The organism is Paenarthrobacter sp. NPDC092416 (assembly GCF_044755025.1).
Classification (GTDB): domain Bacteria; phylum Actinomycetota; class Actinomycetes; order Actinomycetales; family Micrococcaceae; genus Arthrobacter.
In genome coordinates this window covers 144928-161879 of the sequence record NZ_JBIVQG010000006.1, presented here as the reverse complement: position 1 = coordinate 161879, position 16952 = coordinate 144928, and the positions used below count along the sequence as shown (strand labels likewise).

The 16952-nt window shown below is 61.2% G+C and carries 13 protein-coding genes and 2 pseudogenes; 3 read left to right on the top strand and 12 right to left on the bottom strand.

Features of this window, described 5'->3' with window-relative positions:
* Positions 1-19 precede the first annotated feature (19 nt).
* The 10 genes and pseudogenes from ACIQC5_RS13220 to ACIQC5_RS13175 all read right to left on the bottom strand — a co-directional run bounded on the left by ACIQC5_RS13220 (position 20) and on the right by ACIQC5_RS13175 (position 13839).
* The gene (locus ACIQC5_RS13220) at positions 20-1186 is read right to left on the bottom strand and encodes a PP2C family protein-serine/threonine phosphatase (RefSeq protein WP_400282842.1); all 1167 of its coding nucleotides are present in this window, start codon (positions 1184-1186) and stop codon (positions 20-22) included.
* A 148-nt stretch (positions 1187-1334) separates the two neighbouring features.
* Entirely contained in the window at positions 1335-1802 is a 468-nt protein-coding gene (gene bcp / locus ACIQC5_RS13215) for a thioredoxin-dependent thiol peroxidase (protein WP_400282839.1), read from the bottom strand.
* Positions 1803-1905: 103 nt separating this feature from the next.
* Complete coding sequence (locus ACIQC5_RS13210) at positions 1906-2700, bottom strand: winged helix-turn-helix domain-containing protein (RefSeq protein ID WP_400282836.1); 795 nt, start codon at positions 2698-2700, stop codon at positions 1906-1908.
* A 10-nt stretch (positions 2701-2710) separates the two neighbouring features.
* The gene (gene allB, locus ACIQC5_RS13205; RefSeq protein ID WP_400282833.1) at positions 2711-4060 is read right to left on the bottom strand and encodes an allantoinase AllB; all 1350 of its coding nucleotides are present in this window, start codon (positions 4058-4060) and stop codon (positions 2711-2713) included.
* The gene (locus tag ACIQC5_RS13200) at positions 4053-5219 is read right to left on the bottom strand and encodes a glycerate kinase (protein WP_400282830.1); all 1167 of its coding nucleotides are present in this window, start codon (positions 5217-5219) and stop codon (positions 4053-4055) included. The genes allB and ACIQC5_RS13200 overlap by 8 nt, the downstream gene beginning before the upstream one ends.
* A gap of 42 nt (positions 5220-5261) precedes the next feature.
* Positions 5262-7037, bottom strand: coding sequence for a glyoxylate carboligase (gene gcl, locus ACIQC5_RS13195; RefSeq protein WP_400282826.1), 1776 nt, complete (start codon positions 7035-7037; stop codon positions 5262-5264).
* 133 nt (positions 7038-7170) lie between these two features.
* Positions 7171-8070: pseudogene (locus tag ACIQC5_RS13190) on the bottom strand (2-hydroxy-3-oxopropionate reductase); the annotation flags it as partial.
* Between the two features lie 138 nt (positions 8071-8208).
* A complete protein-coding gene (locus ACIQC5_RS13185; protein WP_400282823.1) occupies positions 8209-9012 on the bottom strand; it encodes a hydroxypyruvate isomerase family protein in 804 nt (267 codons plus the stop codon).
* Positions 9013-9924: 912 nt separating this feature from the next.
* Positions 9925-11331, bottom strand: a complete 1407-nt coding sequence (locus ACIQC5_RS13180; protein WP_400282820.1) for an SIR2 family protein — start codon at positions 11329-11331, stop codon at positions 9925-9927.
* 459 nt (positions 11332-11790) lie between these two features.
* A complete protein-coding gene (locus ACIQC5_RS13175) occupies positions 11791-13839 on the bottom strand; it encodes a hypothetical protein (RefSeq protein ID WP_400282817.1) in 2049 nt (682 codons plus the stop codon).
* An 860-nt stretch (positions 13840-14699) separates the two neighbouring features.
* Here ACIQC5_RS13175 and ACIQC5_RS13170 point away from each other — a divergent pair.
* From ACIQC5_RS13170 to ACIQC5_RS13160, 3 genes and pseudogenes are all read left to right on the top strand, one after another.
* Positions 14700-14951, top strand: a complete 252-nt coding sequence (locus ACIQC5_RS13170; RefSeq protein ID WP_400282814.1) for a LacI family DNA-binding transcriptional regulator — start codon at positions 14700-14702, stop codon at positions 14949-14951.
* Positions 14839-15252: pseudogene (locus ACIQC5_RS13165) on the top strand (hypothetical protein); the annotation flags it as partial. The gene ACIQC5_RS13170 and the pseudogene ACIQC5_RS13165, both read left to right, overlap by 113 nt.
* Positions 15245-15553, top strand: a complete 309-nt coding sequence (locus ACIQC5_RS13160) for a substrate-binding domain-containing protein (protein WP_400282812.1) — start codon at positions 15245-15247, stop codon at positions 15551-15553. The pseudogene ACIQC5_RS13165 and the gene ACIQC5_RS13160, both read left to right, overlap by 8 nt.
* A gap of 40 nt (positions 15554-15593) precedes the next feature.
* Here the strand turns inward: ACIQC5_RS13160 and ACIQC5_RS13155 are convergent, their stop codons facing one another.
* Both ACIQC5_RS13155 and ACIQC5_RS13150 read right to left on the bottom strand, forming a co-directional pair.
* The gene (locus ACIQC5_RS13155; protein ID WP_400282809.1) at positions 15594-16199 is read right to left on the bottom strand and encodes a hypothetical protein; all 606 of its coding nucleotides are present in this window, start codon (positions 16197-16199) and stop codon (positions 15594-15596) included.
* A gap of 98 nt (positions 16200-16297) precedes the next feature.
* Positions 16298-16885 (bottom strand): TetR/AcrR family transcriptional regulator, encoded by a 588-nt coding sequence (locus tag ACIQC5_RS13150; RefSeq protein WP_400282806.1) that lies wholly within the window; start codon positions 16883-16885, stop codon positions 16298-16300.
* Positions 16886-16952 lie beyond the last annotated feature (67 nt).

Sequence of the window (16952 nt, the reverse complement as noted above, 5' to 3'; positions counted from 1 at the left end):
TCCCCCCAATCTTGTGGCTTTACTGCGGAAGAGCTTCGGTCTGTGGAGCTTCGTCTCTGCCGTGGGCGGCAAGTATGGCGTCGGGTCTGCGGCGGACCACGACGGCGGTGACGTCGTCTTCCGCTGTTGTGGCCGGCGCGAGTGCCAGGACGGCCGCGCAGGCAGCCTCCGCTGTGGCCTGTTGGCGAACGGCTTCCTCGACGCTGCGGATGAAATCTTCGAGTGAAGGGTAGACGTCCAGCACTCCGTCACTGACGATCACCAGGGAGTCGCCGGCGTCCAGGTGCATGTCCGCAGCTGGCCACTCTTGGCCATCGAGGACGCCGACAGGCGGGCCCGCAGTGACCAACCTGCGTGTGGCGCCGTGGGCCGGGACATGCAGGGCCAGGCCGTGCCCGGCGTCGATATAGCTGACGTTGCCCGAGGCGCTGTCCAGGCGCGCGTGGAACATGGTCACGAACGAGCCGGACTGGCCCAAGTCTGCGGCGATGGTGGCGCTGGCTGAGTCGAAGGCGTCCCCGATGGCCGGGCTGTCCGCCACCGAGCGCATCACAGCGCGGACTGTGGCAGCGATCAGTGCCGCACCCATTCCCTTGCCCATGGCGTCGGCGACAGTGAGGTGCATGCCGTTGGAGGTCTGGTACCAGTCGTAGAAGTCCCCGCCAACGCTGCGCGACGGACGGAAGGCGCCAGCGACGTCGTAATCCTTCAGCTGCACTTTCTCTTGCGGCAGAAGGCTCTTCTGCACCACTGCCGCGCGGCTCAGTTCATCGGTAACGCGCGGGTCCTCGGTGGGAGCCGCAGTGGTGCGGGCACGGCGGAAAAGGGCGCGGATGCGGGCCTGGAGTTCCTTGGGGCTGAAAGGCTTGGTGAGGTAGTCGTCGGCACCGGTGTCCAGGCCGGTCAGCCTGTCCAGCTCATCGGCGCGGGCCGTCAGCATCAATATGTAGGCGTCAGAGAATTCCCGCAGCCGCCTACAGACTTCCATGCCGTCAATGTCGGGCAGGTTGACGTCCAAGGTCACGAGCTCGGCGCCGGTGGATCGCACTGCCTCGACGCCGGTCAGGCCGTCCGATGCCTCGGCGACCTCGAAGTCAAGCTGCTGGAGCACCACAACGAGCAGCCCGCGGATGTCAGCGTCATCCTCGATGACCACCGCGCGGCGTTTGTTCGGAGTGGAAGACATGGCTCCATTAACTACTGTCTGAGGGCATTTGTCACGTTCAGTCAAGAGACATGTAACGCCCGCTCAAGCAACTGAGCGGGCGTTACAGAAAATGACTGACGTCATGTGGGAGAGCGATCCCTCAAAAGGGCCGGGATGTGAGAGAAGGTTAGACGCCCAGCTCTTCCTTCAGAGCCTGGACGTGGCCCTGGGCGCTGACCTGGTACTGGGTGAGCTTGACCGTGCCTTCGCCGTCGAGCACAACGGTGGAGCGGACCAGGCCTTCGACGATTTCGCCGTCAACGAGCTTCTCGCCCCAAGCGCCGTAGGCCAGGGCAACAGCGTGGTTCTCGTCGGAAAGCAACGGGAAGGTCAGGGCGAACTCGCCGGTGAAGGCGGAGAGCGCCTCCGGGGCATCCGGGGAGATGCCGATAACTTCGTAGCCCTTGCCCTGGAGGCTGGCGAGGTTGTCGCGGAAGTCGCAGGCCTCGGTGGTGCAGCCGGGCGTGGCAGCTTTCGGGTAGAAGTACACAATGACGTTGCGTCCGCGGTAGTCGGACAGCGAGACCTTGGTGCCGTCGGCGTCGAGCAGCGCGAAGTCAGGTGCCTGCGTTCCGACGATGAGTTTCTGGGTCATAGCGATCCTTTACATTCAACCGGCGGTGGCCGGCTCATTCAAACCAGCAAAAAGCCGGCAATGGTCATTCAAAAGCGGAGTGTCTATGGACTGAACAGCAAAATCAGATGCTGTATTCCGCGGGTCCGCGCACGGTGGCATATGGCCCCGGCACGAACTGGTAGCCGCCTCCACGGACGGTGGAGACAGTGTGGCGGGCAGCTCCAAGCTTCCGCCGTACCCTTCCAACATAAACGTCGATCGAGCGAAATGCCGCGCCCGGGAGGTCAAATGACTCCAAGAAACGTTGCAATTCTTCACGACTAATGGCCCTGGAGCAGTTCACCACGAGGTAGCGCAGCAGCTTGTATTCCATGCCAGTAAAGGCAACCGGGACGCCGTCGAGCAGTACTACTTCAGCGGCGAGGTCAATTGCAAGTTGGCTGCGCCGCCCTGCCAACATGACAGGCTCGACGGCGGTACTGCCGCTTCCGATCTGACCCCGGCTAACGGACTCATCACCCTCGCGTGCGGAGGTGACTCGTCCGTTTGACGGGGAATTTCCGTCAGCCAGTGCGTCTGCGAGGGAGAGGGCGGGGTGGGTACCGGCGTCGGCGGTGTCCTGCGGAGTGCCGCCCCAGGAGGAATCGCCGACGCCGGATTGTTCTGCCCCGATGGCGGGCCAGATGCGGACTTCCGCCTCCGGGGCAAGTTTCTTGGCCCGGGCCAGCACAAGGCGTGCTGCCCGTTCCCAGACTGCGGGATCAATCTCGTCGCCCTCGGCCGGGTTGACCCAGAGGGCGAGGCCGCGCGCGCTCAGGCCGTTCCGTTCGCTCAAGCCCTGCCGCCGGGCGGATCCACGCGAGGCAGATCCGCCGGGAAAGCGGGTGGGCGGCGGCCCGTAGGCATTGACTGCCATGGCGGTTGACCTAGACGCCACCGCGGCGGATCAGCTTGCCGCCGGGGTTCTGGCCGTCGATCACGGTGCCGCGCAGGTACGTCTTGCGGACGACGCCGGACAGCGGGCGACCGTCGTAGGGCGTGATCGGGTTCTTGTGCTTGAGCTTGGTGACGTCCACAACGAAGGCTTCATCCGGAGCGAAGATGGAGAAGTCGGCGTCATAGCCCAGGGCGAGCTGTCCCTTGTTGTGCAGGCGGGCCAGGGCGGCGGGCTTCTCAGCCATCCAGGACACGACCTGTTCCAAGGAGATGCCGCGGTGGCGGGCCTCGGTCCAGATCAGGGACAGGCCCAGCTGGAGCGAGGAAACGCCGCCCCAGGCAACCGCGAAGTCGCCGTTTTCCAGGTCCTTCAAGTCCAGCGTTGAGGGGGAGTGGTCCGAGACGATGCAGTCGATGGTGCCGTCCTGGAGGCCCTTCCAGAGGAGCTCGCGGTTGGAGGCTTCACGGATCGGCGGGCAGCACTTGTAGGCCGTGGCGCCGTCGGGGATCTCTTCGGCCATGAGCGTCAGGTAGTGCGGGCACGTCTCAACGGTGAGGTTGACGCCGTCGCGCTTTGCTGAGGCGATCATCGGCAGCGCGTCGGAGGATGAAAGGTGCAGGATGTGGGCGCGGGCGCCGGTCCAGCGGGCGCGTTCGATGACCTCGGCGATTGCCTTGTTCTCGGCGCCACGGGGGCGGGAGGCAAGGAAGGTCTCGTAGTGGTCGCCGCCCGGGTGCGGGGCGCGGTCGATCGCGTGGGAGTCCTCGGCGTGCACGATCATGAGGGAGTCGAAGGACTTGAGCTCAGCCATGTCCTCTTCCATCTCATCCGCGTCCAGGTGCGGGAACTCGTCCACGCCGGAGTGCAGGAGGAAGCACTTGAAGCCGAAAACGCCTTCGTCGTGCAGCGGGCGGAGATCCTTTTTGTTGCCCGGGATGGCACCGCCCCAGAATCCGACGTCCACGAACGCCTGGTCCTTGGCCACAACGCGCTTCTGCTCCAGGCCGTCCACGCTGGTGGTGGGCGGGATGCTGTTCAGCGGCATGTCGATGATGGTGGTGACGCCACCGGCAGCTGCGGCGCGGGTGGCGGAGGCGAAGCCTTCCCACTCGGTGCGGCCGGGCTCGTTGACGTGGACGTGCGTGTCCACCAGGCCGGGGATGAGGGTTTCTTCGTCTGTCAGTTCAATGACCTCGGTGCCGGTGAGGCCGTTGCCGAGCGGTTCGATGGCGACGATGATGCCGTCGCGGATACCAACTTCGCGGGCTGCGAGGCCAGCGGTGGTCAGGATGCGCTGGCCCCGGATAACGAGGTCATAGGCGCCGATTGCTTCAGACATTGAGGTACTCCTTGTTTTCGGTCCGTTCCGCCAGGTACACGCCTATGTGCTTACCCAATTGTTCAAGCAACGGACCTGCTTCAGCGATACATTTTTGGACATCTTTTTCCAGATCGGTCAGAGCGTGGACCGTGTGGAAGCCGGCGTCGTTTAGTTGTTCCCGGCTCAGGGTACTCCGGCCGCAGACTGCGATCACGGGAACCCCGTTCCTCTGTGCCGCGCGGGAGACGCCCATGGGGGTCTTGCCGAGCAGGCTTTGTTCGTCCAGGCTGCCTTCTCCGGTGATCACCAGATCGGCGCCCTTGAGCCTCTGCTCAAGATCAGTGAATTCGAGTACGACGTCGATACCCGGCCGCCGCTCTGCCTTCAGTGCCGCGATGGCAATGTAGCCAACGCCGCCTGCTGCTCCGGCGCCGGGCGCCTTGGCGGCGCTCCTTGCCTGCTGGCCTGCTGTTTTGGCGAGGACGTCCACGAAGTGTTGCAGTGCCGCGTCCAGTTCGGTGACATCGTCCGGCGTCGCGCCCTTCTGCGGACCGAAGATGGCTGGGGCTCCGCTGGCCCCCAAAAGGGGATTGTCGACGTCGGACGCCAACACGAACTCGGTTGCCTCCAACCGGACGTCGAAGTTGGCGAAGTCGATGCTGTCGATCTCCGCCAGTGCCGCACCGCCGCCGGGGAGTTCGTTGCCGTCCTTGTCCAGGAACACGGCGCCGAGGCCCTGCAGGACTCCTGCACCGGCGTCGGTGTTGGCGCTGCCGCCCACACCCAGGATGATCTTGCGGCAGCCGAGGTCCAGCGCGGCGCGGATCAATTCGCCGGTGCCGATGCTGGTGGCTTTACGTGCGGTTTCGCTCGTGGGGCCGTCCGGCAGGAGGGCGAGACCGGAAGCAGCCGCCATTTCGATGACAGCTTCCGTGTTTTTGATCGCAAAATCAGCCTGCACGGGTTCGCCCAGCGGGCCGGTGACGGTGGTGGTCCGGCGGGTGAAGCCGGAGCCGATGGCGGCGTCGATGGTTCCTTCGCCGCCGTCGGCCACCGGAATGCGTGTTGCTTGTATGCCGTGGCCGAACCCCGCCAGCAGGCCTGTTGCCAGGTGCTTGGCGACGTCGGGCGCGGACAGCGAGCCCTTGAATTTGTCCGGGGCGATGACAACACGCATTCCGGTGCCTCCTTCGTGTTTTAGTTCGGCCTTGGTTTCTCTTTAGGCTTTGGCGAGGATCGCGGTGGGTGCGTCCGCAGCGGTCTCTGCCAGCTCTTCGAACTCGTTCACGGCGTTGATCTCCACGCCCATGGAGATGTTGGTGATCTTTTCCAGGATCACTTCAACCACCACGGGAACCTTGAACTCGCCCATGAGTGCCTTGGCCTTGTCGAAAGCTGCCGGCATGTCGTCCGGGTTCTCAACGCGGATGGCCTTGCAGCCCAAGCCTTCGGCAACCTTGATGTGGTCAACGCCGTAGCCGTTGGTCTCCGGGGAGTTGATGTTCTCGAAGGCCAAGGAAACGTTCTGTTCCATGTTGAAACCGCGCTGGCTCTGACGGATCAGGCCCAGGTAGCTGTTGTTCACCACAACGTGGATGTACGGCAGGTTGAACTGTGCGCCCACGGCCAGTTCTTCGATCATGAACTGGAAGTCGTAGTCACCGGACAGGGCAACAACGGTGGCTTCCGGGGTTCCCCTCACCACGCCGAGAGCAGCGGGAGCGGTCCAACCCAGCGGACCGGCCTGGCCGGCGTTGATCCACTTGCGGGCACCGAACACGTGCAGCATCTGTGCGCCGGCGATCTGCGACAGGCCAATGGTGGACACGTAGGTGGTGTCGCGGCCGAAGGCCTTGTTCATCTCCTGGTACACGCGCTGCGGCTTGATGGGCACGTTGTCGAAGTTGGTCTTGCGGTGCAGGGAACCCTTGCGCTCCTGGCACTCGGCAACCCAACCCGAGTAGTCCGGCAGGGTCTTAGCCGACTGGCGCTCGCGTGCCAGCTCGATCAGACCGTCCAGCGCCGCACCGGCGTCGGACGCGATGCCCAAGTCCGGCGAGAAAACGCGACCGATCTGCGTCGGCTCGATGTCGATGTGCACGAACTTACGGCCGGCCGTGTAGGTGTCAAGGCCGCCGGTGTGGCGGTTGGCCCAACGGTTGCCGATGCCGATCACGAAGTCGCTCTGCAGGAACGTCTCGTTGCCGTAGCGGTGCGAGGTCTGCAGGCCAACCATGCCGGCCATCAGCTGGTGGTCGTCCGGGATGGCGCCCCAGCCCATCAGGGTGGGGATAACCGGAACGTTCAGGATTTCGGCCAGCTCAACCAACTGGGCCGAAGCGCCGGCGTTGATGATGCCGCCACCGGCAACGATCAGCGGGTGCTGGGCCGAGGTCAGCATGTCCAGGGCCTTTTCCAGCTGCTTGCGGGAAGCCTTGGGCTTCTCGATGGGCAGGGGCTCGTAGGTCTCGATGTCGAACTCGATCTCGGCCATCTGCACGTCGATGGGCAGGTCCAGCAGGACCGGGCCCGGACGACCCGAGCGCATCAGCTGGAACGCCTTCTGGAAAGCACCGGGAACCTGGCCCGGCTCCAGGATGGTCATGGCCATCTTGGTGACCGGCTTGGCGATGGACTCGATGTCCACAGCCTGGAAGTCTTCCTTGTGCAGCTTGGCAACGGGTGCCTGGCCGGTGATGCAGAGCATGGGGATGGAATCTGCCCAAGCTGCGTACAGGCCGGTGATCATGTCCGTGCCAGCAGGGCCCGACGTGCCGATGCAGATGCCGATGTTGCCATCAGCTGCGCGGCTGTAACCGTCAGCCATGTGGCTGGCGCCTTCAACGTGGCGGGCCAGCGTGTGGCGGATGCCGCCGTGGGCACGCATTGCTGAATAGAAGGGGTTGATCGCTGCGCCTGGCAGGCCGAAAGCCTCGGTGGCGCCTTCCTTTTCCAGGATGGCGACTGCCGCGTCAACGGTGCGCATCTTAGCCATGGTGTACTCCTTGTTTTTTGCCCTTACGGGCGAAGTCTGGGGTGTTTTTGGGTGTGGTGAGGGAGCCGCCGTCGTTTTAGTACGACGGCGGGTTCCCTGCTTTGTTGCTTTTGTTGCCTCTTGGGCGGCTGGGTTAGTTGCGGCCGCTGAGCTGGAGAACCTGCTTGAAGAGACCCGAGTGGTCGAGGCCGCCGTCGCCCTGGTTGACGGTTGCGGCGACGAGCTGGGCTACGACTGCGCCGAGCGGGACAGCGACGTTGGCTTCGCGGGCTGCGGAGGTGACGATGCCGAGGTCCTTGTGGTGGAGAGCCAGACGGAAACCGGGGTCAAAGTTGCGGTCGAGCATCTTCTGGCCCTTCTGGTCCAGGACCTTGGAGCCGGCCAAGCCGCCGCCGAGGACCTTCAGTGCTGCGTCGGTGTCTACGCCGTAGGCCTCAAGGAAGGCGATGGCCTCGCCCAAGACCTGGATGTTGACGGCCACGATCAGCTGGTTGGCTGCCTTGACGGTCTGGCCGGAGCCGGACGGGCCGACGTGGACGATGGTCTTGCCCACTGCGTTGAGGACATCCTGTGCTGCCTCGAAGTCAGCAGCTTCGCCGCCGACCATGATGGACAGGACGGCGTCGATGGCGCCCTGTTCGCCACCGGAGACCGGTGCGTCGAGGGGGCGGATGCCTGCTTCTTTGGCGTCTGCTGCGAGCCGGGCTGCGACGTCCGGGCGGATGCTGGAAGCGTCGATCCAGAGTGCGCCCTTCTTCGCGTTGGCGAAGACGCCGTCCTTGCCGCTGACTACGCCCTCAACATCGGGGGAGTCCGGGACCATGGTGATGACGACGTCGGCGTCCTTGACTGCGTCCGCGATGCTCGTGGCGCCCTGGCCGCCCTCGGAGACGAGCTTGTCGATCTTATCCTGGCTGCGGTTGAAACCGGTGACCGTGTGGCCGGCCTTGACGAGGTTGATGGCCATGGGAAGGCCCATGATTCCGAGGCCGATGACTGCAACGTTGCTCATTTTGGTTCTCTTTCCGGGGAAGTCTGTGTGTCTGAAGTCTGTGTGTGTCTTTTAACTCGAGTGCGCTAACTCAGGTGTGCTTACCCAACTAGGTCGCATTAGTGCGCGTTTTGAGGGTCCTAAACGCGCTCTGCTGCTACTTAGTTGGGCGGGCGGGGCTTAGTTGGCGTTGGCGCGCTGGCGGATGGCCCAGCTGAAAGCCGTCTCCTGCGGTTCCTTGTACTCGAGGCCGATGTAGCCGTCGTAGCCGAGTTCGCGGCTGCGGGCGATCCACTCGCCGAGGGGGAGCGTGCCGGTTCCGGGAGCGCCACGGCCGGGGTTGTCGGCGATCTGGATGTGGCCGAAGTCCTTGGCGTGGTTCTCGATGACGGATTCGACGTCGTCGCCGTTGACTGCCAGGTGGTAGAAGTCGGCGAGGAGTTTGACGTTGGTGGCGCCGGATTCTGCCTTGACGCGGGCGATGACCTTGAGTGCGTCTTCAGCCGTGAGGAGCGGGTACTTGGGTGCGCCGCTCACCGGTTCGAGGAGGACAGTTCCGCCGATACGGGCGACGCCGGCTGCTGCGGTTGCGAGGTTTTCGGCACCGATGGCGTCCTGCTTCTCGGCCGATTCGCCGTCGATGCGGTTGCCGTAGAGGGCGTTGAAGGCCTTGCAGCCGAGGCGCTCACCGATGCCGGCGACGACGTCGATGTTGTCCTGGAATTCCGTGGAGCGTGCCGGCCAGGAGACCAGGCCGCGGTCGCCGCCGGGCATGTTGCCGGCGTTGAAGTTCAGGCCCGTGAGCTGAACGCCGGCGTCCTTGATGGCGGTTTCAAACTCGGTTACTTGTGCGTCGCTGGGGACGGAGGTCTCGAAGGGCCACCAGAACTCGACGGCGTCAAAACCGGCTGTCTTCGCGGCGGCGGGGCGCTCGAGCAAGGGCAGCTCCGTCAGGAGGATGGAGCAGTTCACTGTGTACGTCATCGTAGGTCCTTCCGAGGAGGGGCTTTGATCTATCTTCCGGGTTGCTTGGCTGCCGCCTTGGTGCTTGGCTTCAGTTTCCGCTTTGTGGAATTTAGATTCTGCTTTATGAAAAGTTTAGGGAAGGTGAGGGTGGGAGTCAAGGGGGGTGGGTGGGGAGGTGGGGTTTGGGATACCAAGACGTTTGTCAGGCAGGGCCTGAGGCGGGCTCGTAGCCGGAAGCAGATTTAGTTTGCGGCACGGGGCTCAACTCAATGGGCTGGACAGCGGATTCCGTGTGGCGTGGCATGCAGTCGGGACTGCGGCGTCGAGAGGCACGCATGATTCAGGCCGGCCGTGTATTAGCCGCCGGTAGTCGGCTGAGTCCTACTCGGGAAGCAACGAATTGGGCGTATACGATGCAAGCCATGGCGGACTGCGTCCGGTGGCAGAGGCGTCACTGTGCAGGTGGCGCGTGCTTTTTGGGCTGGCAACAGCGCACGGTGCAGCGGACGAGACGCAGGGCAGGCGGCGCACAACTATTGATGTGCATAAGGGCAACGCTAAGAAGGCCTTTTGAAGCGAGGCGTAGCCAGGCTGCTGTGCTTGCTCTAAGGGACGGGCTGGTCGAGTGATGAACGGCCAAGATCTCCCGACGCAAACGATCCACTATGGGCGATCCGTCGGTGGTCAACCACAGGTCAGACCCATGACGGGCTACTTGCCTCGCGGTTCCTTGGGGTTTGGAGCGGGGGTGGACTTTCCGGCGCTTCCACCGCTTCGGCCGGATACCGACGAAGACGAAGACTTTGCACTGTATCGGCCCGTTACGGCACTACGACGAACAGCGCCTCCAACCCGGAAAACTCCATTGCCGAGACTTTGATATGAGCTTGCGCTGCTGTTAGCTGCCAACAGATTTCCTTTCGCCTAGGTCTAAAGTGTACGCCCCGAGGCTGGGAAGGCTACTGCGCTTAGTTGATCGCCCCAGTCGTCTGCGATCTCCATGAGCTTCTCGCCCCACAAAAATTTTGAGGACTCGAATTTTTCTGCGGCCAGCGGGAGCCCAATGGTAAGAACCGCGGCTGAGAGCGTTGGCATAGTGGGGTGGGGTACGGGTATGGGAAGCGCGAGGACTGATTTCCATTGCCTCGTATTCTCTGTTTCAAGATTCTTGAACAAGAGCGTGTCGGATCCCAATGATTGCCCAGCAATCCACGGGCTGTCATGGCCCGTATCCACAGTTCGGAGCGTCGCTAAGTCACGGTAGAGACGATCCTGAGCGGCCCATCGCGTGAGCTTTCCTACCCCATCAGCTATCCAAAGGGAAACATTCAACCGATCCACGTCGAGTACGTCCCGCAGGTCGGTGGAGTTTTTGTTCAACTCTTCTACATATGTCTCCTGCAGGGTGGCAAAGTTAGTGGCATGCGCTGCCCAGATCTGAGAAGCACGTTCCTGGGGCGCCTCATAGTCTTCGCGATGGACATACCGAAGTTCTTGGATGATTTGTGCCGCATCCGCATGGTCCTGAAGCAGCACAGGTTCAAGACCAACTGCCCGCCATTGGTCACTCAACGCTCGCTGGGTCTTTTGGAATTGGGGCTTGGACAGAGAAAAGGCCTGTCTGGCGAGAAGCACAAGAGCAGCGTGATCCTTCGGCTTGCCCTTTAGGGCCAGGTGCAGCCACTGGCGTACGTCGGGGTCCCGGTAGGACGTCCCCGCGATGATAAGAGCACCTCGAGAAACTGCCTTCTCTAAGTACTCGTACTGCCAGGAATTAGCATTCGCGATCAAATCGGTGAAGTCATTGAGCGTAAGTATGACCCCCACCGACGAAGTCGGGCTAATGACGCCGTGAAGATGGGTGACTACGCGCTGTTGACCGTAGTCGGCACCGTCCACGGCAGAGACTGGCGCGGAGGAAGCCTCTTCCTCGCATATTGCGGATTCAAGCAAAGTGTCAAAATTGAGAGTCACGAGACTTGTGTCGCCGTTACCTGTCAGCAGGTGGCCCACCGCAGCCAAGTGGAGTGGCGAGGGATCGAGTTGTGTTACGCCTTCATAGAGTGCCTTGCGGAGCTTCTGTTCCCACTTGTCCCCAGCCGCTGCGCGTGCTGCCTCTACTACTAATAATGGATCTTGACGGGAGAGCAACAAGTTCGCAGTCTCATCGTCGGGCACTGAGTTGCTTTGCCGCAACAAGCGGGTGGCAAACGTGTCCCAATCCGGCAATCCTGAAGTCGTCGAAGCCCCAGCCCCTAGCAGAATTGTCGAATGGTTCTCAGCCCCAGAGCTTCTAAATTGCTCCATCATTTCGGCTGTCAGGTCAGGTGCACTCACCGATCTATCTTGCCATTACGAGGTCGATGCCATCACTTGGGACGCGGTCGTATGGATTAATTATCCAGAACCAAATATGGCGAGCAGTCCTAATGCGGCCGCACGAACTAGGTCCCGTCTCCGCTTCGATATGTCGCGCCCATATTTAAGGAGACACGCAGACGGTCAGCCACTGGTCGAACCGAAGGACAAAATGCTCGACGACCTCGACGACGGGTTTGGGAATTACGAGTCTGGTTATTCTCAGCTAGGAATGTTAGGCAGATGCTACGACTGGTTAGCGATCGCTCAAGGTCGTGGCAGGTTGCGTGAGAGGTCCAATCCACCAGCAGGACGGTTAGTTGCCGCCAGCTTCCCAAAGTACGTATTCTACTCGTTGGCTGCTTGGCTCCTTAGGGTGGCCCGAAGCCACAAGACATCAGTCGAGAGCGACAGACGTCTTTTATCGTACCTGCACCTTTAGTCGCCGACTTGAGCAAGGTAACGCTTCTCCAATCGATGCTCGACTTGCCGCCGGAGCCATCCCGCGGTGCCCCAAATGCTTCCCCCCAAAAACAACGTCAATCCGCTTGCAACGACGGAGAAGGAAATGGTCCAAGGCGCCGCCGGTTTTGCCCACCCCGGGATTATGCCGTCAGGGAGAACCGTGGCGGCGATCGAGAAGAGGATGATGCCTGCGCATACTCCGATAAAGCATCGATGAATGGTGAGAGCTCGGCGCTGTGCTTTTTTGGTTGCTCGTTGCCGACGGTTTTGATCGGCCGTCTCAAGTTGAGCCAGTCGAGATTCAAGGGATTCCGCATGTTCACCTGCAGCTTGCTTGGCTGCCCGCTCCTCCGCCAACTCACCCTCTCGGGCTTCCAGGGCCTGAGTTGTGCCCTCGAGCTCGTTGCGTATGGTGCTTACGGCGATGACCGCGGCGTCACGTTCCCCTTCAGCGGGTGAAAGGATTTCCGCCTTAACGGTTTCGAGAATGTCGGCCACCGTCGTGGATGTAACTCGGTCGGCATCTCCCATGGTTCTGTCCATGAGGCTTCTCTCGGCCTCGGTCGAGTAACGCAGCAGCATTACATCCGATTCAGAGATTTCACCTGTATGACTTAGACGCTGGATCTCGCCCAAATACCGATCCCAAATACGCCCTCCCGGCTCTAGCGCTGCAAAGCAGTCGGCCAGGATCTGGGCCCGGGGTAGGTTAGGTGCTGCTTGTGGCTTCTTGAGCCAAACGAGTGTCGCCAGATGGTGATCGGTAAGTGCAGGCGGCCACTCGTGGTCGCCTCCACGCATGAAGAAACTACGACCGACGCGCGCCAAACCAGCATTGGTGGTGACCAGTAGCGCTCGGCAGGTCTCCAACCTTGAGCTGCTTCGCCCGCCCCGGAGGCGGTGCACAGCCGTCAGACTGTCTAGGTCGTTGAGGAGGGCATCTCGGCTGGAATAACCCATGGACTCCCCCATCAAGTCTTCCAGCGCCAACTCGTCGATCGTCAGAGCAGGCGAGGGGTCAGGGCGTTCCTGGATCGCCACTCCAAGTGCATTGATATCATCGTCGAGGCGCTGAGACATAAGGAGAATGTCGCTGGCAGTTACGCCCATGCTTGCAAAGTGCGAATCCGTTGCTCGTCGGTTGCTTCCATGGAAAGCCCCTTGGGAGGCCTTTGAAGCCGAGCGCTGGAGTATTCCTCGAACTTCACTAACACTGTGTTCGAAGCAAGCTAGGTTGGCCCCCGCGTCTCGAGACAAAATGATGAGATCCTTTGCTGCTTCCATGGCATCTTGCCCCTCGTAGCCGAGTGCCTTCAAGAGAACCGGAGCATCTAAATAGAATGTGGTGCGATCTATTCGTCGACCAAGTTCGCTACCATTCGGAAGGTAGAGGGAAACCGCCAGCATGCTGCCCTTTACGACAGCTTCCAGATGCTCAAAGGCATCCGGCATGCTACTAACGACATGACCGACGAAGGCATTTACAATGTATTCCGTCGTTTTGTCTGACGACGACGACGGGCGAGCATCGTAGGGTGCGCCGTTGACAACGGACCCCAGCAATGGGACCGAGTGGGCTTCGATGTGGTCCAAGAGGGCGTCCTCGGCTTCCTCGATGCTGAGGGTGCGTTGGAAGCGTTCTTCTGCAAAGTTGATCAGCTGACTGACCAACGCCGTCTGCCTCCGCAAATGATCGGCCTTTTGTCGCCCAAGGTCCCGGATTCCATCAAGCTGGGATCTGTCCGCTACGAAACTTCCATTCTCGCGATGACCGAGCTTCTTCTGCGCAGCTCGTCGGCTTAAGGTAGAGAGGACACCCTCTGGGATGTCGATGCCGAAACGTTCGCGGATATGTGTTTTAGCGGCAAGAGCTGATAGGGGCGCTCCAGCAGCTTCTTTCGCTGCGTCAAGGAAGAACGGCAGGAAGTTATCAACGTAACTCTCCTGAGAAACGTCCCAGTTGGCCTTGATTATTGCGAGACTTGCTAGAAGCGCATTACTCGTCGTCATTGTGGGTGTCACGCATCCACCGTGTCGCGCGTTGCGAGTCTTCCATCTACAGAGTTCATACTGCCCCCAAATAAGGCCCCGGGTAGTCGCGGGACGCCGTCAGAACGAACAAATCCTACGTGAAGTTTTGGCGACGTTGTGGCTTACTCATGATTTTGTCGCCAAGATGGGCAAATCCGCATGGCGATCAGACTTAGTCCCTAACAGGACCCTCTTGTCCTCAACTGTCCACGCCTGGCCGTCTTCGTTGGAGCGAGCCTAAGTCTTTAGGGAGAAGCCCAGTTATCTCTGCCCGGGGAAGGGCCGTAAGCACCCATGCAAACACCTTCAAGCGAGCGGGAAGCACCGGTCACCCAAGTGCCGGCGGGGGTACGGTGCCTAGTAGCAGTTTGTCCGGTCTATGCGGCCGGCATCGGTCTCCAGCGCCAGCAGCCAAGGGTTGACACTCCGATAGCTTGTTTGCGGATGGGCGTACCCATGACGACTACTTGATTTTGATCTGTATGGACCGAGTTATGTCTATTTCTTGCCTAGGTTCGATAATCGTGCGAAGCTGCCGGTCCATGCCGTGTCTTCAAGTCATGTTTTAGTGATATCTCGCATGCAGAGACCACTCAGATGCGGCGGTATCGCCCCCTTCAGGAACAGGAGATCACGGCTAAATTCGAAGCTGGGGCTGTGGCGCCACTGCTCCGGACCGTTGTCAGAGAATCGACCGCTTTCGGCTCTGTCGTCTAGCTCATCCCGTGTACCGACACTTCGAGACTCCCAGGCATCCGACTCCCATTCTCCAGCTATGCTGAGGAACGCCAGTGGGCACGGTGATGACGTGGCGGCTATGACTATGGTGACTGTTCGCGGAAGGAACACGAATGGCTCGGCCGACAGTTCAGGATGTCGCCAGGACGGCGGGTGTGTCTGTGGGGACTGTGTCGCGCGTTCTGAACGGAAGTTCCGCCGTCAGTGCGGCGGCCAAGGAGAAGGTCAACGCCGCAATCCGCGAGCTCAGTTATCGTCCGTTGGCTTCGGCAAGGGATCTTCGAAGAGACCGCACCATGCGCGTCCTGGCACTCGCCAAGAACCATCAGCGAAGTCTTCCCAGGTGTCGGCGACGCGGCAGCTGACTCTGGCTACGTCAGCCTCATCGCAGCCATCGACGGAGACCTGGATCGGGAGCAGCAGCTCGTGGACATGCTGTGCAACGGCTCCGTTGACGGACTGGTGATCTTCTCCCCAACAATGCCGGACGACGACGTGAAAACGGTCGCCGAGCAACTGAGCGTCGTCCAGGTCTGTGAGATCGTCGACGCCGAGGCAGCATTCAGTGTCTCCATCGATGACCGTCAGGCCGCCTACGACATCACCAAACTCCTGATCGAGACCGGCGGCAAAAGGGTGGCAATGCTCGCGCACAGAGGTGCCCGTTCGGGCCGGCTGCGTGAGGAGGGTTTCCGCCAGGCGCTCAGTGAAGCGGGCCGGGGCCAGGATCAGTTCCTGTTCGGCGAAGGCAACTTCGGGTTACTCGGGTCGCACTCCCGCGCGAAAGGCTCACGGAAAAGGAAACCTTCCGGACGCCGTGTTCTGCGGGACGGACATCGTCGCGGCCGGGAGCGTCCGGGAACTCACCGACGCAGGCCTAAAGGTGCCGGGCGACATCGCCGTGGCAGGTTTCGATGACTCCACTCCGGCAGAAATGGGGAAAGTGAGTGCCAATTTGGCGTTCTAGGTGCTCAAAGGGCCAAAAAAGGGTTTTTGTTGCGCACCTTCTAAGTGGTGGAAGTTATCCAGCCTTCGACTCCGTCCAAGCCGAGGACAAACTGCTCGATCCTGCCGAAGACTTCGGTCTGCGCCTCTTGAGATGCCCGCCAATCGTTCGGAATCTGCAAAGAGTGGTCGGCTCCCGGGACCTCGAGGAATGTCCCAGCCGTCTCAGATTTGCGGCCTCCGTCCCATAGCTTGTCCTTTGTCCCGCCGATAAAGAGGTCATTCTTGGAAGTGGTGGCAACGGTGTTCCTGACCCGCGCATCTGTGAGCAGTGGTGTGAGCCAGATGCCAGGCGTTCGGGTTTGCTCAGCCCACGGAATCGACAAGCTGCTGAAGGACTTGGCGACGACGAGGCGTTGACGGCTTTCAGGGGATGCGGCAAAGGCGCTTTCGGCGGCGTTAGCGGCAAATGCATGAGGGTTTTCACTTGGCGAATCGTCGGGTGTCCACCTGACTGCCTGGACATGCCACCCGAGCTCACCCAGCAATTCACCCACCCAAAAGAGGAGCGGGCCTTCCACTGGGTAGCCCGAACCGGGAAGCAAAACGGCCACTTTGGCTGCTTCGGGGTCGTTAGTCGTGGCTGTCGCCCACGTGAAGGATTCCATGGGCACATGCTATCTGCCGGCATCAGCGGCCTCGGTGACGGCCGTCGTCGTGAAGATCGTGGGCGCTCTCCGTCGCCGAGGCGGGCGGCAGAGGACTCTTAGACGCCAGCTTTGGTCAGCAGCGCATCAAGGGTCATGAAGAACAGGGCGCGGTGGTCGGCCGCCGTCGGGTCTGTCATGTATTGAAGAGTTGCTCCGTCGTAGATCATCAGGAAAGACCGCACGAGCGCTGGGATGCCAATAAGGCACTCGTCGCCATTGTTTTGAGCCGCGGAGGAGAAGATGTTTCCCAGCTCCACTTCATATGCGGGATAAATTTTCGCCGCCAGCGGGCTGAGGGGGGCATTGCGAGTTGCCCACAGAATGAGTTCGATCTCGGCAAGGAGGCTGGCCGGCTCTTCTTCAAGTGCTCGCCAGTACCCTTCGGCTACTTGTTCCACCGCTTTGCGAAGACCCAGGTCGACGGGGACTTCGCCGGAAAAGCCGCTGAGGTTCTTCAACCAGGCCTCGGCGGCCGCCTCCATGAGCTCGTCTTTACCACTGAAGCAATAATTGGCGGTAGCCAAGGGGGCATTGGCTTCCTTGGCGATGGCCCGCATGGTCACGGACTGAACACCCTCACGCTTCATGAGTTCCACGGTTGCTGCAATCAGCTGTTCTTTTCGATCTTTTGCGGATACCCGCATTGCTCACTCCCCAGTTTCCCAATGAGGCCCCGCTGGGCCCCGTCTTAAGACTATGGCTTGGAGAGTG